This is a genomic window from Streptomyces sp. B8-7, from assembly GCF_058833805.1.
In genome coordinates, this window is record NZ_JBYRRL010000002.1 from 189,571 (window position 1) to 211,626 (window position 22,056).

The 22,056-nt window shown below is 74.9% G+C and carries 15 protein-coding genes; 12 read left to right on the plus strand and 3 right to left on the minus strand.

From position 1 onward, the window contains the following. Positions 1-46 precede the first annotated feature (46 nt). The 5 genes from AC5K6T_RS09765 to AC5K6T_RS09785 all read left to right on the plus strand — a co-directional run bounded on the left by AC5K6T_RS09765 (position 47) and on the right by AC5K6T_RS09785 (position 8,231). The gene (locus AC5K6T_RS09765) at positions 47-5,146 is read left to right on the plus strand and encodes a hypothetical protein (RefSeq protein WP_493207600.1); all 5,100 of its coding nucleotides are present in this window, start codon (positions 47-49) and stop codon (positions 5,144-5,146) included. Between the two features lie 214 nt (positions 5,147-5,360). Continuing rightward, entirely contained in the window at positions 5,361-5,750 is a 390-nt protein-coding gene (locus tag AC5K6T_RS09770) for a cell division protein SepF (protein ID WP_493207601.1), read from the plus strand. Between the two features lie 215 nt (positions 5,751-5,965). Next, positions 5,966-7,234 carry an AAA family ATPase gene (locus AC5K6T_RS09775; RefSeq protein WP_493207602.1) on the plus strand — a complete coding sequence of 423 codons (1,269 nt, stop codon included), beginning with the start codon at positions 5,966-5,968 and terminating at the stop codon, positions 7,232-7,234. Next, positions 7,231-7,566 carry a nucleotide pyrophosphohydrolase gene (locus tag AC5K6T_RS09780; protein ID WP_493207603.1) on the plus strand — a complete coding sequence of 112 codons (336 nt, stop codon included), beginning with the start codon at positions 7,231-7,233 and terminating at the stop codon, positions 7,564-7,566. Before AC5K6T_RS09775 ends, AC5K6T_RS09780 begins: the two co-directional genes overlap by 4 nt. Before the next feature lie 185 nt (positions 7,567-7,751). Further along, positions 7,752-8,231 carry a DUF6099 family protein gene (locus AC5K6T_RS09785; protein WP_493207604.1) on the plus strand — a complete coding sequence of 160 codons (480 nt, stop codon included), beginning with the start codon at positions 7,752-7,754 and terminating at the stop codon, positions 8,229-8,231. Positions 8,232-8,526: 295 nt separating this feature from the next. Here AC5K6T_RS09785 and AC5K6T_RS09790 read toward each other — a convergent pair whose 3' ends face one another. Continuing rightward, entirely contained in the window at positions 8,527-8,673 is a 147-nt protein-coding gene (locus AC5K6T_RS09790) for a hypothetical protein (protein ID WP_493207605.1), read from the minus strand. Positions 8,674-8,807: 134 nt separating this feature from the next. Here AC5K6T_RS09790 and AC5K6T_RS09795 point away from each other — a divergent pair, with 134 nt between their 5' ends. The 5 genes from AC5K6T_RS09795 to argF all read left to right on the plus strand — a co-directional run bounded on the left by AC5K6T_RS09795 (position 8,808) and on the right by argF (position 16,626). Further along, positions 8,808-9,746: an LLM class F420-dependent oxidoreductase gene (locus AC5K6T_RS09795; RefSeq protein WP_493207606.1), complete on the plus strand. Its 939-nt coding sequence runs from the start codon at positions 8,808-8,810 to the stop codon at positions 9,744-9,746. A 130-nt stretch (positions 9,747-9,876) separates the two neighbouring features. Beyond that, the gene (locus AC5K6T_RS09800; protein WP_493207607.1) at positions 9,877-11,523 is read left to right on the plus strand and encodes a 3' terminal RNA ribose 2'-O-methyltransferase Hen1; all 1,647 of its coding nucleotides are present in this window, start codon (positions 9,877-9,879) and stop codon (positions 11,521-11,523) included. After that, positions 11,520-14,081: a polynucleotide kinase-phosphatase gene (locus AC5K6T_RS09805; RefSeq protein WP_493207608.1), complete on the plus strand. Its 2,562-nt coding sequence runs from the start codon at positions 11,520-11,522 to the stop codon at positions 14,079-14,081. Before AC5K6T_RS09800 ends, AC5K6T_RS09805 begins: the two co-directional genes overlap by 4 nt. A gap of 163 nt (positions 14,082-14,244) precedes the next feature. Next, a complete protein-coding gene (locus tag AC5K6T_RS09810) occupies positions 14,245-15,468 on the plus strand; it encodes an arginine deiminase (RefSeq protein ID WP_493207609.1) in 1,224 nt (407 codons plus the stop codon). A 120-nt stretch (positions 15,469-15,588) separates the two neighbouring features. After that, positions 15,589-16,626, plus strand: a complete 1,038-nt coding sequence (gene argF / locus AC5K6T_RS09815; protein ID WP_493207610.1) for an ornithine carbamoyltransferase — start codon at positions 15,589-15,591, stop codon at positions 16,624-16,626. A 115-nt stretch (positions 16,627-16,741) separates the two neighbouring features. Here argF and AC5K6T_RS09820 read toward each other — a convergent pair whose 3' ends face one another. After that, complete coding sequence (locus tag AC5K6T_RS09820; protein ID WP_493209258.1) at positions 16,742-17,251, minus strand: ATP-binding protein; 510 nt, start codon at positions 17,249-17,251, stop codon at positions 16,742-16,744. Between the two features lie 666 nt (positions 17,252-17,917). Here AC5K6T_RS09820 and AC5K6T_RS09825 point away from each other — a divergent pair. Both AC5K6T_RS09825 and AC5K6T_RS09830 read left to right on the plus strand, forming a co-directional pair. Next, the gene (locus AC5K6T_RS09825; protein WP_493207611.1) at positions 17,918-18,745 is read left to right on the plus strand and encodes an enoyl-CoA hydratase family protein; all 828 of its coding nucleotides are present in this window, start codon (positions 17,918-17,920) and stop codon (positions 18,743-18,745) included. Next, the gene (locus AC5K6T_RS09830; RefSeq protein ID WP_493207612.1) at positions 18,730-21,060 is read left to right on the plus strand and encodes a bifunctional salicylyl-CoA 5-hydroxylase/oxidoreductase; all 2,331 of its coding nucleotides are present in this window, start codon (positions 18,730-18,732) and stop codon (positions 21,058-21,060) included. Before AC5K6T_RS09825 ends, AC5K6T_RS09830 begins: the two co-directional genes overlap by 16 nt. 168 nt (positions 21,061-21,228) lie before the next feature. Here AC5K6T_RS09830 and AC5K6T_RS09835 read toward each other — a convergent pair whose 3' ends face one another. Continuing rightward, positions 21,229-22,050: a PaaX family transcriptional regulator gene (locus AC5K6T_RS09835; protein WP_493207613.1), complete on the minus strand. Its 822-nt coding sequence runs from the start codon at positions 22,048-22,050 to the stop codon at positions 21,229-21,231. Between the last annotated feature and the right edge of the window lie 6 nt (positions 22,051-22,056).

Below are 22,056 nucleotides of genomic sequence, written 5' to 3' on the forward strand. Positions count from 1 at the left end.
AGCAAGCGGCGCGCCCCCGGGCACGCCGACCGAGGGAGGACACACCGTGACCGTCGCGGACGCCGCAACGCACCCCTTACAGCGGGAGAGCGCCCTGGAGTACGAACTGCGCATGGCGCTGCACGCCCTGGCGCGCGCCGTCGAGCAGAGGCCGGCCGACGCCGGCCGCGTCGAGCAGCTGCTCCGCACCGTCATCGACCTCGGCCGGCGCACCCTGCGCACCGCGGCCCTTCCCGAACGCCCCTTCGAGTACGCCGCGCCCCGGCCGCTCGGAGCGGGCGCCCTCCTCGCCGAGTACCTCGACGGCGGCAACACCCCGCTCACCTCGCTCGTGCGGCGGCTGGACCCGGGACTCCTCACGGAACTGGCCGAGCTCGTCACCGCCGCCGAGACACCCCCCGCCCCGGCCGCCACCGTGCCGGGCGCCCGCTCCGCGGTGAGCGCCGACGAGGTCCCGCTGCTCATGGACCCCCTCGACGACTGGTACGCCGTCGCCCGCGCCACCGTACGCTTCACCACCCCCGCGCCCCCGGCGACCCCCGCGCCCCCGGCGACCCCCGTGACCCCCGCGCCCCCGGCGACCTCCGCGCCCGCCGCCCCCGCCCCCGCCCCCGCCCCCGCCCGCGACGGCGCCGAGCGCGCGGTCCGCACCGCCTGGACCGTGCTGCCGTCCTCCGTGGGAGCCGAGGTGGAGCGCGGGCTCGACGCCGCGCGCCGGCTCGTGGACGACGTCGGCCGGGCCCAGCCGCCCGCCGTCCACGCCTGGGTCGACGTCCGCGGGGCGGTGCCTCCCTCGCAGGTCGCCCCGCACGCCTGCGCCGCCGCCGTGGCCCTCACCTACCTGGCCCGTCAGGGCGACCTGCCCACCCCCGCCCAACTCGGCGTGCTGCCCCTGGCCGGCTGCACCGACGACGGCGACTGGACCCCGTACGACCGGGCCGGCCGGACCGCCGCCGCGGCCGCCGCGGCCGGGCTGCGCCGCCTGTGGCGCGAGGAGGGCGGCTGGTGGCTGGAGACCGGCACCGGCACCGGGCACGACCCCGCCCCCGGCCTGGAGGGCGCCGCCCGCCTGCTGTGGGGCGAGCGCTGGGAGCGGACCCGCCGCGGCTGGGCGCGCGAGACCCTCGACACCCACCAGTGGAGCCTGCTGCACAGCACCGGCGGCGACGACCCCTGGCTGCGCGGCGACGGCACCCGCCTCGTCGACCTCGACCAGGCGGCCTTCCTCGCCGCCCACTTCCGCAGGTGGAACACCGCCCGCGTCATCCAGTCGGGCACCGAGAACAGCGGCAAGAGCGTGTGCGCGCGGCAGCTCGTCACCACACTGGAGCGGCTCCAGTGGCAGACCGTCGTCGTCGCGCCGCGACAGCGCCACCTGCCCACCGACGGCAGCCTGCCCGGCATCGTCCGGGCCGCCCTGATCGACGCCGGCACCGCCCCCGGCCGCCCCACCCTCGTCGTCCTGGAGGACCTCCAGCCGCTCAACGACGGCCGCGTCGGCGAGGCCCTGGAGTCCCTCGGCGAGCTCGACGTCGGCGTCCTGGCCCTCACCCGCTACGTCGACGGCGCCACCAGCAACTGGGAGAGCAACGGCGTCCTCCACTACATGACGCCGCTGGCCGCCGAGGAGATCCCCGGCTTCGCCCGCCGCCTGCTGCGCACCCACCCCGACGTGTACCGGGCATCCGGCGGAGAGGCCGCCGTCACCGTCGCCACGGACGCGGCCCAGGGTGACCTGAGCGTTCTCACCTGGCTGCTGCGCGACGGCGTGGGCGCCGTCCCCGGCCCCGAGACCGGACGCCGGGACGCCGCCGTCCGCGTGCTGCGCGGCCAGGCCGAACAGGCCTGCGCCGGCCTCCCCGAGGAGGCCCGGGCCGCGGTGTGCCGGCTGGCCGCGGTGTCCATGATGGACGACGGCGTGCCCACCGCCCACCTGGCCGCCGTGCCCGCGGAGACGCTCACCGCACTCCGCGTCGTCGAGTTCCGCGGCCTGACCCGCATCCCCAGCGAGATCCGCGCCCGCGCCGTCCTGGACTGCGTGAACACGGACGCCGCGTCCGGCCCGCTCCCGCACGCCGAGCGCTACATCGTCGACGTGCTGCGCGAGGACGACGGCCATGAACGCGTGGCCGCCCTGCTCGCCAACCGCGCCGCCTACGCGCCCGACCATCTCGTCGAGCTGCTGGCGCGCGACCCGGTCCGGCAGGCCCTCACCGACTGGGCCGCCGCGGCACCCGCGCCCACCGCACTGCGCCTGCTGCGGCTGTGCGCACGGCAGGGCGATCCCGCCTGGATCGGCGCCGCCCTGCCCGCCGTCGTGACCCGCGTCCCCGGCACGCCCGCTCTGACCGTCCGCGACCTCACCACGGCGCTGAAGTCGCTGTGGGACCACCAGTACCAGATGCCCGGCACCGAGATAGCCGACCTGCTCACCTGGACCGGCCGCGACGGCCTCGACGCCGTCCTCGCCCGCCCGGCCACCGTCCGCGACCGCTACCAGCTGGCCCGCGCGCTGCTCCGGCTCGCCGGCGAGGACACCACCCCCGTCGGCACCGTCTGCGACTGGCTGCGCGACCGCGCCGACGCCCTGGTCCAGGGAGCCGACCCACGGCGGGCCGGGGACCTCATCCACATCCGCAGGCTCGACGAACTCATCCACCGCTGGTCCCGCGAGGCGGCGGGCCCCAGCCCCGAACTCGGCACCCAGCTCCGCCCGCTGGAGAGGCCGGCCGTGTGGATCCTGGACCACAACAAGCCCACCCGCGAGAGCCGGCTCGCGACCGTCCTCGCCTGGATGTCCCTGTATCTGCACTACCGCGCCGCCGACGACTGGGACGACCTCATCCGGGAGTACGAGGGCCCGCTCAAGGCGGGTCTGGCGCACGCCGACGCGATCCAGATCAGCAGCGCCCTGCACGACCTGGCCCGCAACAACCGCGGCCTGTGCAACCGGCTGCTGAACAACCTCCAGCCCGGCAGGGCGCTGGCCCGGGTGCTGCGCGCCGCCACCCCGGCCGAGGCGGCGATCCTCATCGCCACCGTCCGCAACATCCACGGCGCCACCATCAAGGGCCTGCTCTACCGGGGTGCCGCCGGAGGCAGCCCCACCGCCGACCCCGACCTCGCCCGGGACCTCGCCCGGTCCATCGCCCAGCTCCGGGACGGACGCGGCGCGGGCATGCTCCTGAGCAGCGTGGCCAAGGCCGACGACCTGTACTGCGACACCCGCGAGGGGTTCGGCCACCGCCTGGCCGCGGAACTCGGCCCGCAGTTCGCCCGCGACCTGATGCGGCACGAGCGCCGCCCCGCGGTCATCTACTACTTCCTGCGCGGCCTGTGGGAGGCGGGCGCCGACTACCGAGACGAACTGGAGGAGCAGGCCCTGGACCTGGTCGTCACCAGCATCCAGTCCCAGCGGGGCACGGCCCGCCCGTGGGGGCCCCGCCTCGGCATGCTGCTGATCGAGGACGACTACTTCGGACAGCGGTTCCTGGAGCGGCTCGCGCAGCGCCTGGAGACGCGACTGCTCGTCGACCGGATGCGCAACCCCGTCCTCGACCCGGAGAGCATGGTCCACACCCACCGCCTGGCGCTCGCCCTCGACCCCGGCATCGGGCGGGAGTTCGCCCGCCGGGTGGAGCTCGACCGGGCCGTCGGCGGGCAGACGCAGCGCAGCGCCGGCGACACGGCGCAGAAGCTCCAGGTGATGGCGAGCACCCTGCGGGCGGGCGGCCGGCGCGAGGCGGCCACCCTGGTGCTCCGGGCCTTCCGGGAGCAGAACCCCCAGTGGGACTGGACCCGCAACCTGCGTGCCGTACGCGGCATCGGTGCCTTCACCACCGCGCTCGGCCAGCTGCGCAAGCTCGCCCCCGGCGAGGCGGCCACCGCCGTGCAGGCGCTCGGCGTCCCGCAGGGCGACGAGGAGATCTCGCACCTGACGGACCTGGTGATCCGCAGCGTGGTCCATCCGCCGATGGCCGCCGACCTGCTCAGCGCCCTGGAACGCTGCGAACGCGGCCTGGGCCGGAGGGAACTGGCCTCGCTGCGCGATGTGCGGGGCAACCGCTGGGCCACCTTCACCGAGATCTTCAAGTTCGGCCAGGACCCCATCACCCAGGGGGACGTGGGCCGCAAGCTGGCCCGGCTCGGCGTGATGCCCGCCACCGAACCCCGCACCTGGATGCGGACCCTGGTCACCGACGTGTGGCAGTCCACCATGCCGCTGCTGGCCAGCCCCCGGGCGATCACGGAGATCCTGCTGCTCGGCTACACCTGGCGGCCGCAGTGGGGCGAGCAGCTCGCCGAGACCGTCGACGCCCGCCGACTCCTGCGGCGGCTGGGCGGGCACATGCGAGCCGACCTCAGGGAACTGCCCTCCCTGCTGACCGGCCTGCGGCTGACCCGGCGCGACGACATCGTCGAGGAGATCGTCCGCGAACTCCTCGGCATCGAACCCGACCGGATCGTGGAGTCGATCGGTCTCAACGACTCCGCCCGGCTGCTGAAGTCCCTGCGCCACGCCGGGCAGTCGGCGGACTTCCTGCTGCCGGCCACGGGGCGGCTCCTGGACCGCACCCTGCGCCGGCCGCTGGCGGTCGACGCCGAGAAGCACTGGACGGACATCGGCTGGGCCGCGCAGGCCCTCGCCGACTGCGGCGGGCAGAGCTGGCTGCCGGTCACCGAGCCCGTGCTGCGGCCCAACACCGTCGCCTACCCCGCCGCCGTCGCCTGGGCGGCCACCTGGCTGCCCGACACCGAGTGGTCCACCGCCGCGGCCGGCGAGGCGCTCGACTCCTTCGCCCGCGAAGGCAGCACCCACTGGCACGCCCGGGACATCTGCACGGCCCTCGTCGCGGCGGCCCGGCGGGGAGGCATCCCGGACGGGGAACCGCTCGCCACGGACTGGCTGACCGCGACCGACGCCGGCCCGGAGCTGATCACCCTGCTGTGCCGCGAGGCGGACCGCACGCCGGCCGTCGCCGCGCACCTCAGGGCGCCGAACGTCGCCGGACGGCTGCGCGGGCTGGTGAAGGCCCCGGGCGTGTCCACGCACACCTGCTACGAGGAACTGCGCGCCGCCGTCCGGCGCCTGTGCCCGCCGCCCCCCGGGCCGACCCCCGGACCGCGTCCGGGCCTGGGGCTGTGAGCGCGCCGCCGCGCGGGCGGGTCCGCCCGTCGGCGCGGCGGCGCGACGGTCCTCCCGCGGGGCGGGCCCGACCGGTCCGCCTCGTCGGGTCCGCCCGGTCCGCCTCGTCGGGTCCGCCCGGTCGCCCACCGTGTCGTTGTTGGGCCGAACGGGTGACATGGCGTAAGAATTGGCTGGTGCAGGAGATGAACGCGAGTCGGATCGGGGGGAGCCGGTGAACAGCCACGACGTCACCGATGAACAGTGGGAGGGGCTCGCCCAGGTCGTGCCGCTGCGTGGCCGTGACGCCTGGCCGTCGTCGGTGGGCCACCGCTCCCTGCCGGACGCGGAGACCGAGACCCGGCGCCGCTTCGTGGTGCTGCGGGTCAACGTCTTCGCGGACGCCCGCGAGGTGGCCGAGACGCTGATGGCGGGCATCCCGGTGCTGCTGGACCTCACCGGAGCCGAAGGCGACGTCGCCAAGCGGGTCCTGGACTTCAGCACCGGCGTCGTCTTCGGTCTCGCCAGCGGGATGCACCGGGTGGACCGCAACGTCTTCCTGCTGACCCCGCCCGGCACGGAGGTCCGGGGCCTGATCGAGAGTGCGACGATGCCCGGCGTGTGACCCCTCCCGGCCCGGCGGGCCGGGCGTGCCGGTGGTGCGGCCCGGAGCGCGGGGACGCGGTGTGCCGGGCAGGCGGCAGGGGACAGGTGCGTGGCGGAGGCGGGCCGGCGGGCCTCGGACGGCCGGTGGGGGAGGCGCGGCGTGCGGTCGCCCGATCGTAGGAAGGCCGCTCCGGTGGAACGGTTCGCCTGAACACGGCGCCGTACCGTCCGGACATGGCCGTACCTTCTGGGTCCCCTTCCGCCGCGCCGTCCCGCACCGCACGCCCCGAGACCGTCCCGGCGCCGCGCGCGGCACCTGCCGAACCCGCCCCGCCCGTGCCCGCCCCGCCCGTGCCCGCCTCACCCCGGCCCGGGCCGGCCGACGGCGCCGCCGCCCGGCCCCGGCTCACCGAGCTGCGGCTGTCGGCGTTCGCCGGGCACCGGCGGGCCGGGTTTCCGCTCGGGCCGTTCACCCTGTTCGCAGGGGGCAGCGGCAGCGGGAAGACCACCGCGCTCAGGGCGTACGAGGCCCTCGCCCGGCTCGCCGGAGGGGCCGGGCTGTACGAGGTGTTCCCCGACCCCGGGGCCTGCGTACCGGATCGGGCCCGGCCCGACGCCCAGGGCCGCCGCGGCTTCCGCATCGGCTGCACGGCCGACGGCCCGCAGGGCCCGGTCCGGCTCGACCTCGCCGTCCAGGCCGAGCCCGACCTGCGCATCGTGGGAGAGCGGCTGACCTCGGACGGGGTCGTGCTGCTGCAGACGGCGCTGTGCGACCCCGGCAGGCCCGTCGTGCACGCCGCGTGGCACACCGCCGGGAACGCCCCCGTCACCCGTGCCCCGCTGCCCGACGACCGGCTCGCCACCGCGCTGCTCCCGCTGCGCGTCTCGGGCCGCACCGACGGGCAGCGGCGGGTGCTCGCCGCCGCCGAGCAGATGGTGGTCGCGCTGCGCTCGGTCTTCGCCTGCGACCCACGGCCCGACACCATGCGCGAGCCGGTGCCGGCCGGCTCCGGTCGGCTGCACCCCGGCTGCGGCAATCTCGCCGACGTGCTCCGGCGCACCCGCGCCGAGTGTGCCCGGCGGCACGCCCGGCTCGTCGCCGCCGCGGGAGCCGGCTGTGCGGGCCCCGTGCTGGACGTGGTCGCCGAACCCGTCGGACGCGGCACGGTCCGGGCCCTGCTGGACCGGGGCGGCGGGCCGCGCACGGAGTTCGGCCGGCTCGGCGACGGCGAACTGCGCTTTCTCGCCCTTGCCCTGGTCCTGCTCACCGGCCCCGGCGTCCTCGACGTCGACACGCCGGGAGAGGTGCCCGACGCGATGCGGGCGCTCACCGTGCTCGCGGACGGGTTCGACCGGGCGCTCGACCCCCGGCAGCGGGCGGAACTGGCCTCGCTGGCCGGGCGCATGGCGGAGCCGGGTCACATCCGGTGCGTCGGCGCGGTCGCCGACGCCTCGTGGGCGGCCGGGACACCGGGCCTGACCGTGGTACACCTGGACGGATGACAGAAGACCGGCGGCCGCTGGACGTGGCCGGACTCCAGCGCAGGCTCACCGGGTTCGCGGCCGCTCGCCGCTGGGAGCCGTACCACACCCCCAAGAACCTGGCCTCCGCGCTGAGCGTGGAGGCGTCGGAACTGCTGGAGATCTTCCAGTGGCTGACACCCGAGGAGTCGGCCCGGGTGATGGACGACCCCGCGACCGCGCACCGCGTCAGCGACGAGGTGGCGGACGTACTGGCCTATCTGCTCCAGTTCTGCGCCGTGCTGGGGGTCGATCCGCTGGCGGCTCTCGACGCCAAGATCGACCGCAACGAGGAGCGTTTCCCGGCCCCTTGAAGACGCTGAAGACTCAACTCCACTTTCACTCAGTGTAGTTGAAAGAGGGATCGCAGCCGAATCGTTGTCCGCAGATTTCCGCCTTCCTCTGGCTTTTCGTTCCAGACGCCCTCACTCTGGGTAGTGAACAAGGGAGTTCGGGCGGACGCGCGGCGGAGCGCGTCCGGACAGAACGGGGGCAGCCCATGGACGCGGTGCGGCTCATCCTGACGAGCAGACGGGCCCTGGCGGGGTGCGGCGAGGTGCGCCAGATCATGGTGGAGGTGTGGCAGGCCCAGTCGCTGGCCCAGGCCATCGGCAGCCGGCTGGCGGTCTTCGGCCCGCCCCGGCTCAGAGGCGAGGCGCTCGGCCTGACCGAACTGGCGGGCCGCGGGTGCGGCGTCCTCGGCGAACCCGGCCTCGGCCCGGGCGAACTGCGCGCCGCGCAGCTCACCGAGCTCGGCGACGCCCGCCAGGCCCTGCTCGGCCTGGGCAGCCTCCTCGGCGAGGTGGGCATGGCCCTGGTGGGGGTGGCCAGCGCCAGTGCCGACGAGGGCACCTACTGGCAGTGTGTGGAGGCCATCGACGCGGCGGACGAGTCCCGGGACCGGGTCCTGGAGATGCTCAGACGGCTCGCGGACGGCGAGGAGGCGCTGGCCGCCGCGCCCCGCGGCGCGGGACGGTGAGGGCCCGCCGCACCGCACGGCCGGGCCGCCGCGCGCCCCGGCCCGCCTGCCCGCGGCACCGGACTCCGACCGGAGGGTGCGCACCACGTCACCCGCGCGTCCCCCCGCACCGCGCGCCAGGCCCCGCCCGCCAGGCCCCGTGCGGCCGCGGAATCCCGCCGCGGGCCGGCGGGAGCACCCCCCGTTCTCCCACCCCGGGTGCGGATGACGGCACCGTGCCGCCCCGGGCCGTGTCGCTCCGGGTCGTGTCGCTCCGGGCCGTGCCGCTGCGGGTCGTGCCACCCCGGAGCGGGCCTCACTCCACCGGCGCCGGCCCCTCGCCGCCCGGTACCGGCCCCGAGGCCTGGAGATCCGCATCGAGTGCGGAGAGATCCGCGTTCAACGCCGCCATGAGCTCCTCCATCTGCTGAAGCAACCCCTTCGGCACGGCTTCCTCGGACATCGACGGCCTCCCGGCCCTGCGCACGCGACCGGACGTTCCGGCCTGCTCCGCCCAGCCAACGATCACCACGACACCGGGTCACTGGCGGGCCACGGCGTTCCACAGCCCGGGTGACAGGAGGGCAGGATGGGGGCATGGACTTGCGCATCTTCACCGAGCCCCAGCAGGGCGCCACCTACGACACGCTCCTCACCGTGGCCAAGGCCACCGAAGACCTGGGCTTCGACGCCTTCTTCCGCTCCGACCACTACCTCGCCATGGGTTCCGGGGACGGCCTTCCCGGCCCCACCGACGCCTGGATCACCCTCGCCGGCCTGGCCCGCGAGACCCGGCGGATCCGGCTCGGCACCCTGATGACCGCCGCCACGTTCCGGCTGCCGGGCGTGCTCGCCGTCCAGGTCGCCCAGGTCGACCAGATGTCCGGCGGACGCATCGAACTCGGCCTCGGCGCGGGCTGGTTCGAGCAGGAGCACACCGCCTACGGCATCCCCTTCCCGAAGGAGAGGTTCGGCCGGCTGGAGGAGCAGCTGGAGATCGTCACCGGACTGTGGGCCACGCCGCAGGACAAGACGTACGACTTCCACGGCACCTACTACGACCTCACCGACTCGCCCGCCCTGCCCAAGCCCGCCCAGGACAGGGTGCCGGTCCTCATCGGCGGTCACGGCGCGGCCCGAACGCCGCGGCTGGCCGCCCGGTTCGCGGACGAGTTCAACATGCCGTTCGCCTCCGCCGAGGACAGCGCCCGCCAGTTCACCCGGGTCCGCACCGCCGCCCAGGCCGCCGGCCGCCCGGCCGACGACCTGGTCCTCTCCAACGCCCTCGTCGTCTGCGTCGGCAGGGACGACGCGGAGGTCGCCCGCCGTGCCGCCGCGATCGGCCGCGACGTCGACGAGCTGAAGGCCAACGGCCTGGCCGGCTCCCCGGCGGAGGTCGTCGACAAGATCGGCCGGTACGCCGCCGTCGGCTCCACGCGCCTGTACCTCCAGGTGCTCGACCTGCACGACCTGGACCACCTGGAACTGATCTCCGCCCAGGTGCGGCCGCAGCTGGCCCGACAAGCGCCCGAATAAGCGAAGGCGCCGGTCACAGGCGGTGTGCGAGAGTGGGACCGGCGTCCGGCCGGGCCCCCGGGGAGCACCACGTACCGGGGGCTCCGGCACGCCGAGACCCCCCTGTCCACCGGCCGGAGAGGCCCCGCCCGTGTTTCTGACGATCACGACCACCGGAACCACCGAACGCCCCGCCACCGACCTCGGTTTCCTGCTGCACAAGCACCCGGACAAGGCGCAGGCGTTCTCCACCTCGCACGGCACGGCCCACGTCCTCTACCCCGAGGCGCGGCCCGAGCGCTGCACGGCGGCCCTGCTGCTGGAGGTCGATCCGGTGGCCCTGGTCCGCAAGGGCAGGGGACGCGGCCCGGCCCCCGACACGGCGCTCGCCCAGTACGTCAACGACCGCCCCTACGCGGCGTCCTCGCTGCTCGCGGTCGCCCTCGGCGGGGTCTTCTCCAGCGCCCTGCGAGGCGTCTGCCGGGCGCGGCCCGAGCTGCCCGGGGAGCCGCGCCCGCTGACCGTCGACGTGCCCGCGCTGCCCGCCCGCGGCGGACCCGCCCTGGTGCGGCGCCTGTTCGAGCCGCTGGGCTGGGCGGTCACCGCCGAACCGGTCGCCCTGGACGCCGAGTTCCCCGAGTGGGGCGAGTCGCGCTACGTCCACCTGGTGCTGGAGTCCCGGGCGCTGACCGTGGCCGAGGCGCTGCGGCACCTGTACGTGCTGCTGCCGGTGCTCGACGACGCCAAGCACTACTGGGTCGCCCCGGACGAGGTCGACAAGCTGCTGCGGGTCGGCGAGGACTGGCTGCCCGGCCACCCCGAGCACCGGCTGATCACCAGCCGCTACCTCGCCCGCCGCTGGTCGCTGACCCGGCAGGCGCTGGAACGGCTGGAGCTGGTGCGGCTGGCCGAGGCCGACGACAGCGAGGTCGAGGACCTCGACAACGCCGTCACGGCGGAGACCGGGGACGCCGTGGAGGCCGTGGAGGCCGGGGAGTCCGGGGCCGAGGAGCGGCCGGCCTCGCTCGCCGTGCGGCGGCGGGAGGCGATCCTGGCCGCGCTGCGGGCCGCGGGCGCCGCCCGGGTGCTCGACCTCGGCTGCGGACAGGGCCAGTTGGTGCAGGCCCTGCTGAAGGACCCGCGCCACACCGAGATCGTCGCCGTGGACGTCTCGATGCGCGCGCTGGCCATCGCCGCCCGGCGGCTGAAGCTGGACCGGCTGGGCGAACGGCAGGCCTCCCGGGTCCGGCTGCTCCAGGGTTCGCTCGCCTACACCGACCGCCGCCTCGCGGGTTACGACGCCGCGGTGCTCAGCGAGGTCGTCGAGCACGTCGACCCGCCCCGGCTGCCCGCCCTGGAGTACGCCGTGTTCGGCGCGGCCCGGCCGGGAACCGTCCTGGTGACGACGCCGAACGCCGAGTACAACGTGCGCTGGGAGTCCCTGCCGGCCGGGCGGCTGCGCCATGGCGACCACCGGTTCGAGTGGACCCGTGAGGAGTTCCGCCGCTGGGCCGGGACGGTGGCCGAACGGCACGGCTACGGCGTGGAGTTCGTCCCCGTCGGGCCCGAGGACCCTCAGGTGGGGCCGCCCACCCAGATGGCCGTCTTCCGCCTCGCCGACCGCGCCGCGTCCGGCTGTGGAGACACCCCCGCCGACCGCACCACCGGCGACGCCGAGGGCGGCACCGCCGCCACCGCCGTCACCGGTGGCACCCGCGACACCCCCGACACCGACACCCGCACCGACACCCGCACCACCGGCGGCATCCGCACCACCGGCAAGGAGGAGGACGCATGACCGAGACCGAAGGGCGCACCCTGCCCGTCACCGACCTCTGCCTGGTCGTCCTGGTGGGCGCGTCCGGCTCCGGCAAGTCCACCTTCGCCCGGCGTCACTTCACACCGACCGAGGTGATCTCCTCGGACTTCTGCCGGGGCCTGGTCGCCGACGACGAGAACGACCAGAGCGCCAGCAAGGACGCCTTCGACGTCCTGCACCACATCGCGGGCAAGCGTCTCGCGGCGGGCCGGCGCACCGTTGTCGACGCCACCAGCGTCCAGCCCGAGGCCCGCAAGCAGCTGATCGCCCTCGCCCGGGAGCACGACGTGCTGCCCGTCGCCATCGTGCTGGACGTGCCGGAGGAGGTGTGCGCCGAGCGCAACGCGGGCCGCGCGGGCCGCGCCGACATGCCACGCCGGGTCATCCAGCGGCACATCCGTGAACTCCGGCGCTCGCTGCGCCACCTGGAGCGTGAGGGCTTCCGCAGGGTGCACGTCCTGCGCGGCGCCGAGGAGGTCGAGCGGGCCCGGGTCGTCACCGAGAAGCGCTTCAACGACCTCACCCACCTCACCGGCCCGTTCGACATCATCGGCGACGTCCACGGCTGCTCCGCCGAACTGGAGTCGCTGCTTGCCGAGCTGGGCTACGCCGACGGCGCGCACCCCGAGGGACGTACCGCCGTCTTCGTCGGTGACCTCGTCGACCGCGGACCCGACAGTCCCGGCGTGCTGCGGAGGGTGATGGGCATGGTCAGGGCCGGCAGCGCACTGTGCGTGCCGGGCAACCACGAGAACAAGTACGGCCGCCACCTCAAGGGCCGCCGGGTGCGGCCCACCCACGGGCTCGCCGAGACCATCGAGCAGATGGCGGGCGAGAGCGAGGGGTTCCGCGCCGAGGTGCGGGAGTTCATCGACGGGCTGGTGAGCCACTACGTCCTCGACGGCGGACGCCTGGTGGTCTGCCACGCCGGTCTGCCGGAGAAGTACCACGGCCGCACCTCGGGCCGGGTGCGCTCGCACGCGCTGTACGGCGAGACGACGGGGGAGACCGACGAGTTCGGGCTGCCGGTGCGCTACCCGTGGGCGGAGGACTACCGGGGCCGCGCGGCCGTCGTCTACGGGCACACGCCCGTCCCGGAGGCCACCTGGCTCAACAACACCATCTGCCTGGACACCGGCGCGGTCTTCGGCGGCAGGCTGACCGCACTGCGCTGGCCGGAGCGGGAGCTGGTCGGCGTACCGGCGCGGAAGGTCTGGTACGAGCCCGCCCGGCCGCTGCGCTCCGAGGCGCCCGGCGGGCACGACGGCCGGCCGCTGGACCTGGCGGACGTGCACGGCCGGCGGACCGTGGAGACCCGGTACCAGGGGCGGATCACCGTCCGCGAGGAGAACGCGGCCGCGGCCCTGGAGGTCATGAGCCGCTTCGCGGTCGACCCGCGGCTGCTGCCCTACCTGCCGCCGACCATGGCGCCGGCGCCGGCCTCGCAGCGGGAGGGATACCTGGAGCACCCCGTGGAGGCCTTCGCGCAGTACGCGCAGGACGGCGTCGAGCGGGTGGTGTGCGAGGAGAAGCACATGGGCTCGCGCGCGGTGGCGCTGGTGTGCCGGGACGCGGCGACGGCGCGGAAGCGGTTCGGCCTGCCCGAGTCCTCCTCCGCGGGCGGACCGGCTCCGGCCGGCTCCCTCTACACGCGGACCGGGCGGCCCTTCTTCGACGACGCGGCGGTGACCGGGGCGGTCCTCGGGCGGCTGCGCGCGGCGATCGGCGCGGCCGGCCTGTGGGACGAGCTGGAGACCGACTGGCTGCTGCTGGACGCCGAGCTGATGCCGTGGTCGCTGAAGGCGTCGGGGCTGCTGCGCTCGCAGTACGCGGCCGTCGGTGCCGCCTCCGGCGCCGTCCTCCCGGGTGCCGTGGCCGCCCTGGAGGCGGCGGCGGCACGCGGCGTGCAGGTGGCGGGGCTGCTGGAGCGGCAGCGGGAGCGGGCCGCGGACGCGGCCGCGTTCACCGCCGCCTACCGCCGCTACTGCTGGACCACCGACGGCCTGGACGGGGTCCGCCTGGCTCCGTTCCAGATCCTCGCCTCCCGCGGGCGCAGCCTGGCCCGTCTGCCGCACGACCGCCAGCTCGCGCTGCTGGACCGGCTGGTGGAGCACGACGGCACCGGCCTGCTGCAGACCACCCGGCGGCTCTACGTCGACACCGGCGACCCCGGCTCCGTGGGCGCGGGCGTCGACTGGTGGCTGGAGATGACCGGACGCGGCGGCGAGGGCATGGTCGTCAAGCCGGTGGGCGCCGTGGTCCGCGACGAGCGGGGACGGCTGGTGCAGCCCGGCGTCAAGGTCCGGGGCCGGGAGTACCTGCGCATCATCTACGGTCCCGAGTACGCCCGCCCCGGCCGGCTCACCCGGCTGCGCCGCCGCTCCCTGCAGCACAAGCGGTCCCTCGCGCTGCGCGAGTACGCCCTCGGCCTGGAGGCCCTGGACCGGCTGGCCGCGGACGAACCGCTGTGGCGGGTGCACGAGGTGGTGTTCGGTGTGCTGGCGCTGGAGTCGGAGCCGGTGGACCCGCGGCTCTGACCGCGGCCGTGGCGTGTGGCCGCGGCGTGTGGCGGGAGCGGTCCCCGCGCCCGCCGCACCCTCGTTGTCGTCGTGAGGACGAGAACCGGGGGGCGGCGAACAGGAGACCGCGGAAACGGACGAGAAGCGGGTGAACCCGGCCGGCGGTGGTCAGGATGGAGTCATGGGACTCCATGTCGACTCCGAGGCCGGGCGGCTCCGTCGCGTCATCCTGCACCGGCCGGATCTAGAGCTCAAGAGGCTCACCCCCAGCAACAAGGACACCCTGCTCTTCGACGACGTGCTGTGGGTGCGCCGGGCGCGCGCCGAGCACGACGGGTTCGCGGACGTGCTGCGCGACCGCGGGGTCGCCGTGCACCTCTTCGGGGACCTGCTCGCCGAGGCCATGGCGGTCCCCGCGGCTCGCGCCCTCGTCCTGGACCGGGTGTTCGACGAGAAGGAGTACGGCCCGCTGGCCACCGACCACCTGCGGTCGGTGTTCGAGTCGCTGCCCGCCCCGGAGCTCGCCGAGGCCCTGGTGGGCGGGATGACCAAGCGGGAGTTCCTGGCGGCGCACGCCGAGCCCGTCTCCGTGCGCTTCCACGTCATGGACCTCGACGACTTCCTGCTGGACCCGTTGCCCAACCACCTCTTCACCCGGGACACCTCCGCCTGGATCTACGACGGTGTGTCCATCAACGCGATGCGGTGGCCGGCCCGGCAGCGTGAGACGGTGCACTTCGAGGCGATCTACCGGCACCACCCGCTCTTCCGCGAGGAGGCCTTCCACGTCTGGTCCGAGGGGCAGGCCGACTACCCGTCCACCATCGAGGGCGGCGACGTGCTGGTCATCGGCAGCGGCGCGGTCCTCATCGGCATGAGCGAGCGCACCACCCCGCAGGCCGTCGAGATGCTCGCGCACAAGCTGTTCGCGGCCGGCTCCGCCCGGACCATTGTGGCGCTCGACATGCCGAAGCGGCGTGCCCTGATGCACCTCGACACGGTGATGACCATGGTCGACCGGGACGTGTTCACCCAGTACGCCGGTCTGGGCATGCTGCGCTCCTACACCATCGAGCCCGGGGCGGGAGAGCGGGAGCTCAAGGTCACCGACCATCCGCCGGAGCACATGCACCGGGCGATCGCCGCCGCGCTCGGGCTGAGCGAGATCCGGGTGCTGACCGCCACGCAGGACGTGCACTCCGCCGAGCGGGAGCAGTGGGACGACGGCTGCAACGTGCTCGCCGTCGAGCCGGGCGTGGTCGTCGCCTACGAGCGCAACTCCACCACCAACACGCATCTGCGCAAGCAGGGCGTCGAGGTGATCGAGATCCCCGGCAGCGAACTCGGCCGGGGCCGGGGCGGGCCGCGCTGCATGAGCTGCCCGGTGGAGCGCGACGCCGTGTAGGGGCGCCCGGGGAGGCGTTCCGGGGCCGGCGCCCGGAGGGGCACCCGGGGTCTGTATAGAAATTCTAGGAGTCGTATAGTATTCCACGGTCCCTGTTCCCGTATCCCTGGAGCGCCCGCCATGGCGACTGCCCCGACCGCCCTCGCCGGGCGCCACGTCCTCAAGGAGCTGGACCTGACCGCGCAGGAGTTCCGCGGTCTGATCGGGCTGGCCTCCCAGCTGAAGGCGGAGAAGCGGGCGGGGGCCGAAGAGCGGCGGCTGACCGGCAAGAACATCGCCCTGATCTTCGAGAAGACCTCGACGCGCACCCGCTGCGCGTTCGAGGTGGCCGCCGCCGACCAGGGTGCCTTCACGACCTATCTCGACCCGGCGGGCTCCCAGATCGGGCACAAGGAGTCCGTGAAGGACACCGCCCGCGTCCTCGGCCGGATGTTCGACGGCATCCAGTACCGCGGGGACAGCCAGGCCAAGGTGGAGGAGCTGGCGGCACACGCCGGCGTGCCGGTGTACAACGGGCTCACCGACGACTGGCACCCCACCCAGATGCTCGCCGACGTGCTCACCATGACCGAGTACAGCCGCAAGCCGCTCGACGGGACCACCCTCGCCTACCTGGGCGACGCCCGCTTCAACATGGGGAACTCCTACCTGGTCACCGGCGCCCTGCTCGGCATGGACGTCCGCATCGTCGCGCCCCGGGCCTACTGGCCCGCCCGGGAGGTCGTCGACCGGGCGCGCGAGCTGGCCGCGGCCAGCGGGGCCCGGGTGACCCTCACCGAGTCCGTGGCGGACGGCGTCCGGGGGGCCGACTTCGTCGCCACCGACGTCTGGGTCTCCATGGGCGAGCCGAAGGCGGTCTGGGACGAGCGCATCGCCGCGCTCTCCCCGTACGCCGTGACCATGGACGTGCTGCGGGCCACCGGCAATCCGGACGTGAGGTTCCTGCACTGCCTGCCGGCCTTCCACGACCTGGGCACCACGGTCGGCCGCGAACTGTACGAGTCCCACGGCCTGACCTCGCTGGAGGTCACCGACGAGGTCTTCGAGTCGGCGCACTCGGTCGTCTTCGACGAGGCCGAGAACCGCATGCACACGATCAAGGCCCTGCTGGTGGCCACCCTGGCCGCCCCGGAACGGGCCGCCCGGGCCACCCTCTGACGGGGCCGCGCGGCCCCGCGCCCCCGAACGGGGCGCGGGGACCCTGCTGTCCGGCCACGGCGGCGCGGCCCGTCGCCGCCCGCTGCCCGGCGGCGCCGCTCCCGCCCGACGGCCGTCACGCCGGCCGAGCGCGTCGCTGAGGGGGCAGTGCGGGCAGGGTGAACCACACCGCCTTGCCGGACGAGGTGGGGCGGTGCCCGCAGGACGAGCTGAGGGCGCGGATCAGCAGCAGTCCCCGGCCGTGCTCCTGCCACGGGTCCGGCGCCTCGTCCGCGGCGTGGGCGAGATCGCCGGGCGGGGCCGGGTCGGGGTCGTGCACCTCGACCTGGCACGCGGTCGGCAGCAGCTCCACCACCAGCTCTATGGGCCTCGCTCCGGAGGTGTGCTCCACGGCGTTCGCCACCAGTTCGGCGGTCAGCAGCTCGGCGGTGTCACGGCAGGCGCCGTGTCCGCGTTCGGAGAGGGCCGTGCGGACCAGCGCGCGGGCCACCGGCACCGCCGCCGTGGAGTGCGGCAGCGCGATGCGCCAGGAGCCCGTCGGGCGGGACGGCAGGCCGTGCCCGCGTCCAGGAGGGTGGCCGGGCACCGGTGGGGAGTGGCGTTCGTGCAAGGCGAGTCCGTTCATGACGCAGGCCTGTCCCGAAGCGATCATCAGGCTGTCCTGCCTTCAACCTCAGGAATGGTACGGGGCCCCCGGCGGAGTCGCACGACGGGCGCCGTCCGGGGCCTTCGGCCCCGCTGCCCCGGGGCTACCCCGCGCCGCCGCCCGGCTCCCGCCGCCCTGCCCGCTGTTACGGGCCCGCGGGACAGCCGTCGGCGCCCGGTGACGGATGTGACATAACAGATGTGACATATATGACGTACATGACGTACATGACGTACATGACGCACAGGGCGCACTCGGCGGACCGGCAGAGGAGGCGCGCACGGGGTGTGTGGGGTGGGTGGGGTCTGTGAGGTGAGCGGGGCGAGAGGGGCGGAGCGGCAGGGGGGAGCGAGAGGGACGGAGCGGCAGGGGGGAGTGAGAGGGATGGAGCGAGAGGGACGGAGCGGGAGGGAGGAGCGAGAGGGGCGGAGTGGGTAGGGGGGAGCGAGAGGGACGGAGCGGCAGGGGGGGTGAGAGGGGCGGACGAGGCGGTCCCGGCGCGCACGGCAGGGTCGTGAACGGCGTGGACGGGCCGGATCCCCCCGGACCATCCTGTCGTGCCATCGTGACGACAGTCAGGAATCGGTGATAACTTCGAGGCGTCGAGCCCCGTGAGGAAGTGCCCGCCCGAGGAGGCCGCACCCCATGAGTCCCTTCACCGGCTCCGCCGCCCGCACCCCGCAGTGGCGGCATCTGCGCCTCGACGTCACCGACGGGGTCGCCACCGTCACCCTGGCCCGCCCCGCCAAGCTCAACGCCCTCACCTTCGGCGCCTACGCCGACCTCCGCGACCTGCTCGCCGAGCTGGCGCGGGAGCGCTCGGTGCGGGCGCTGGTCCTGGCGGGGGAGGGGCGCGGCTTCTGCTCGGGCGGCGACGTCGACGAGATCATCGGCGCCACCCTCGCCCTGGACACCGCCCGGCTCCTCGACTTCAACCGGATGACCGGGCAGGTGGTGCGGGCGATCAGAGAGGCCCCCTTCCCGGTGGTCGCCGCGCTGCACGGGGTGGCGGCCGGCGCCGGAGCGGTCCTCGCGCTGGCCGCCGACTTCCGGGTGGCCGACCCCACCACCCGCTTCGTCTTCCTCTTCACCCGCGTCGGCCTCTCCGGCGGCGACATGGGCGCGGCGTACCTGCTGCCCCGTGTGGTGGGCCTCGGCCACGCCACCCGGCTGCTGATGCTCGGCGACCCGGTCCGCGCCGCCGAGGCCGAGCGGATCGGCCTGATCAGCGAGACGGCCGAGGAGAGCCGCGCCGACGAGGCGGCTGCCGCGCTGGCCCACCGCCTGGCCCGGGGCCCCGCGCTGGCGTACGCACAGACCAAGGCCCTGCTGACGGCGGAGCTGGACATGCCGCTCTCGGCGGCCGTGGAGCTGGACGCCTCGACGCAGGCGCTGCTCATGCACGGCGAGGACTACGCGGAGTTCCACGCCGCGTTCACCGAGAGGCGTGACCCGAAGTGGCAGGGGAGGTGACCGTGGCGGGAGGAAGCGCGGCGCGCCCCGCGCCGGCCCGTCCGGGGGCCCACCGGGTCGCGGTCATCGGCGGCGGACCGGGCGGACTCCACGCGGCCGCGCTCCTCAAGCGCCTCGACCCCACCCGGGAGGTGACCCTCTGGGAACGCAACGCCCCCGACGACACCTTCGGCTTCGGCGTGGTCCTCTCCGACGAGACCCTCGGCGGCATCGAGCACGCCGACCCCGACGTGCACGCGGCGCTCCAGCGGCACTTCGTCCGCTGGGACGACATCGACATCGTGCACCGCGGCACCCGCCACACCTCCGGCGGTCACGGCTTCGCCGCCCTCGGCCGCAAGCGCCTGCTGCAGATCCTGCACGCCCGCTGCGCCGGCCTCGGCGTCACCCTGAACTTCCGCACCCCGGCACCGGACCCGGCCCGCCTCATGGCGACCCACGACCTCGTCGTCGCCGCCGACGGCGTCCACAGCGCCACCCGCGAGGCCCACGCCGACGTCTTCCGCCCCCGGGTGGAGACCCACCGCTGCCGCTACATCTGGCTCGCCGCCGACTTCCCCTTCGAGGCCTTCCGCTTCGAGATCGCCGAGACCCCGCACGGGGTCATGCAACTGCACGGCTACCCCTACTCCGACGACGCCTCCACCGTGATCGTCGAGATGCGCGAGGAGGTGTGGCGGGCGGCCGGCTTCGACGAGAGGGACACCGTTGAATCCGCCGGCGCCTGCGCCAAGATCTTCGCCGAGGCGCTGCGCGGCCGGCCGCTGCGCTCCAACAACTCCTCCTGGACCGTGTTCCGCACCGTCGTCAACGACCGCTGGTCCAACGGCAACCTGGTCCTCCTCGGCGACGCCGCCCACACCGCCCACTTCTCCGTCGGCTCCGGCACCAAGCTGGCCGTGGAGGACGCCCTCGCCCTCGCCGGCTGCCTCGGGCGGCAGCCGGACACGGCCGCCGCGCTGGCGGCGTACGAGGAGGAACGACGCCCGGTCGTGGCCTCCACCCAGCGCGCGGCGCGGGCCAGCCTGGAGTGGTTCGAGGACCTCGCCCGCCATCTCGGGCAGCCGTCCCGCCAGTTCGCGTTCAACCTGCTCACCCGCAGCCGCCGGGTCACCCACGACAACCTGCGGCTGCGCGACGCCCGCTTCACCGAGTCCGTGGAGCGGGAGTTCGGCTGCCCGCCCGGCACACCCCCGATGTTCACCCCCTTCCGGCTGCGCGGGCTGACCCTGCGCAACCGCGTCGTGGTGTCCCCGATGGACATGTACTCGGCCCGGGACGGTGTGCCCGGCGACTTCCACCTGGTGCACCTGGGCGCGCGGGCCCTCGGCGGGGCGGCCCTGGTGATGACCGAGATGGTGTGCGTGAGCGAGCAGGGCAGGATCACCCCGGGCTGCGCGGGCCTGTACACCGGCCGGCAGGGCGAGGCGTGGCGGCGGATCGTCGGCTTCGTGCACCGACAGGCCCCCGGCACCGCGATCGGCGTGCAACTCGGCCACAGTGGCCGCAAGGGCTCCACCAGGCTGATGTGGGAGGGCATCGACGACCCCCTGCCCGAGGGCAACTGGCCGCTGGTGGCCGCCTCCCCGCTGCCCTACAAGCCGGGCAGCCAGACCCCGCGGCAGCTGACCCGTGCCCAGCTCACCGACATCCGCGAGCAGTTCACCGCGGCTGCCGTCCGGGCCGCGCGCGCCGGGTTCGACCTGCTCGAACTGCACTGCGCGCACGGCTATCTGCTCTCGGGGTTCCTCTCCCCGCTGACCAACCTGCGCACCGACGCCTACGGCGGCTCGCTGGAGCGGCGCCTGCGCTTCCCGCTGGAGGTCTTCGACGCGGTACGGGCCGTGTGGCCCGAGGAGCGGCCGATGACGGTACGGATCTCCGCCACCGACTGGGCCGAGGGCGGCACCACCGGCGAGGACGCGGTCCGGATCGCCCGCGCCTTCGCCGCGCACGGCGCCGACGCCATCGACGTGTCGACGGGGCAGGTGGTGTCCCACGAGGAGCCCCGCTTCGGCAGGTCGTACCAGACGCCGTTCGCCGACCGCATCCGCCACGAGGCCCGGGTCCCGGTGATCGCCGTCGGCGCCATCTCCTCCTGGGACGACGTCAACTCCCTGATCCTGGCCGGCCGTACGGACCTCTGCGCGCTGGCCCGCCCCCACCTCTACGATCCGAACTGGACCCTCCACGCAGCCGCGGAACAGGGCTACACCGGCCCGGCAGCCCCCTGGCCCACCCCCTACCTGGCCGGCCACCGCCCGCCCAACACCGGCACCCCCCGCACCCCCCGCACCCCCCGCACCCCCCGCTGACCCCTCGACACCACGCGTCGGCGACCTCCCCGGGAGTCCGGCGCATTCGCCCCGCCTGTGCGACGCGGCGCCGGCCCGACTCCCTCAGGGCGCGGGGAACCGCGCGCCCGGCCACCGCGGCCCCGCAGCCACGCCGAGGGACGGCCCCGCCTGCCGCGGGCGGGGCGCTCAGCGGGGGAGCACCCCCACGAACTCGGCCCCCGCGTCGCGCAACCGCGCATGCAGCCCCCGGAACACCCGGGCCGACCGCACCCCCGGCCAGTCCGCAGGCAGCAGCCGCGCGGGCAGTCCGGGATCCGCGTAGGGCAGCTGCCGCCAGGAGTCCAGCGCGAGGAGGTAGTCGTGGTAGGCCTCCTCGGCGGGAGTGCCGGCCCGCCGCTCCCACGCCTGCAGGACCGGCGCGTGGCGGTCCAGGAACGCCTCGTGCTCCTTGGCCACGGCCGCGAGGTCCCACCACCGCCCCACCGCCTCCACCGTGGGCGCGAACCCGAGATGCTCACCGCGGAAGAGGTCGACGTAGCCCTCCAGCTGCAGTCGCCGCAGCGTGTGCCGGGTCTCCTCGTACAGCCGCGCCGGCGCGATCCACACGCCCGGCGCGGCCGTGCCGAACCCCAGCCCGGCCAGCCGCGACCGCAGCACATGCCGCTTCTGCCGCTCGGACTCGGGCACCGAGAACACCGCGAGCACCCAGCCCTCGTCCTCCGGCGGCGCGTCCGCGTAGATCCGCCGGTCGCCGTCCGCCAGCAACTGCCGCGCGTCCGGCGAGAGGGCGTACCCCGCGGCGCCCTCGGCGGTGCGGGCCGGCACCAGCAGGCCGCGGCGTTTGAGCCGCGACACCGACGACCGCACGGAGGGCGCGTCCACGCCCACCGCCGCGAGCAGCCGGATCAGCTCGGCGACGGGTACGGGGCCGGGGAAGAGGCGGCCGTACGCGCCGTAGAGCGTGACGATCAATGACCGTGGGGCATGCTGGTCGGACACGTTGATCATCTTAGG

What these genes read in the sequence shown, in the direction of transcription:
- AC5K6T_RS09775 (WP_493207602.1), top strand. Translation starts at nt 5,966, where the DNA reads ATGGCCGTACCTTCTGGGTCCCCTTCCGCCGCGCCGTCCCGCACCGCA.
- AC5K6T_RS09780 (WP_493207603.1), top strand. Translation starts at nt 7,231, where the DNA reads ATGACAGAAGACCGGCGGCCGCTGGACGTGGCCGGACTCCAGCGCAGG.
- AC5K6T_RS09785 (WP_493207604.1), top strand. Translation starts at nt 7,752, where the DNA reads ATGGACGCGGTGCGGCTCATCCTGACGAGCAGACGGGCCCTGGCGGGG.
- AC5K6T_RS09790 (WP_493207605.1), bottom strand. Translation starts at nt 8,673, where the DNA reads ATGTCCGAGGAAGCCGTGCCGAAGGGGTTGCTTCAGCAGATGGAGGAG.
- AC5K6T_RS09795 (WP_493207606.1), top strand. Translation starts at nt 8,808, where the DNA reads ATGGACTTGCGCATCTTCACCGAGCCCCAGCAGGGCGCCACCTACGAC.
- AC5K6T_RS09805 (WP_493207608.1), top strand. Translation starts at nt 11,520, where the DNA reads ATGACCGAGACCGAAGGGCGCACCCTGCCCGTCACCGACCTCTGCCTG.
- AC5K6T_RS09810 (WP_493207609.1), top strand. Translation starts at nt 14,245, where the DNA reads ATGGGACTCCATGTCGACTCCGAGGCCGGGCGGCTCCGTCGCGTCATC.
- argF (WP_493207610.1), top strand. Translation starts at nt 15,589, where the DNA reads ATGGCGACTGCCCCGACCGCCCTCGCCGGGCGCCACGTCCTCAAGGAG.
- AC5K6T_RS09820 (WP_493209258.1), bottom strand. Translation starts at nt 17,251, where the DNA reads ATGAACGGACTCGCCTTGCACGAACGCCACTCCCCACCGGTGCCCGGC.
- AC5K6T_RS09825 (WP_493207611.1), top strand. Translation starts at nt 17,918, where the DNA reads ATGAGTCCCTTCACCGGCTCCGCCGCCCGCACCCCGCAGTGGCGGCAT.
- AC5K6T_RS09835 (WP_493207613.1), bottom strand. Translation starts at nt 22,050, where the DNA reads ATGATCAACGTGTCCGACCAGCATGCCCCACGGTCATTGATCGTCACG.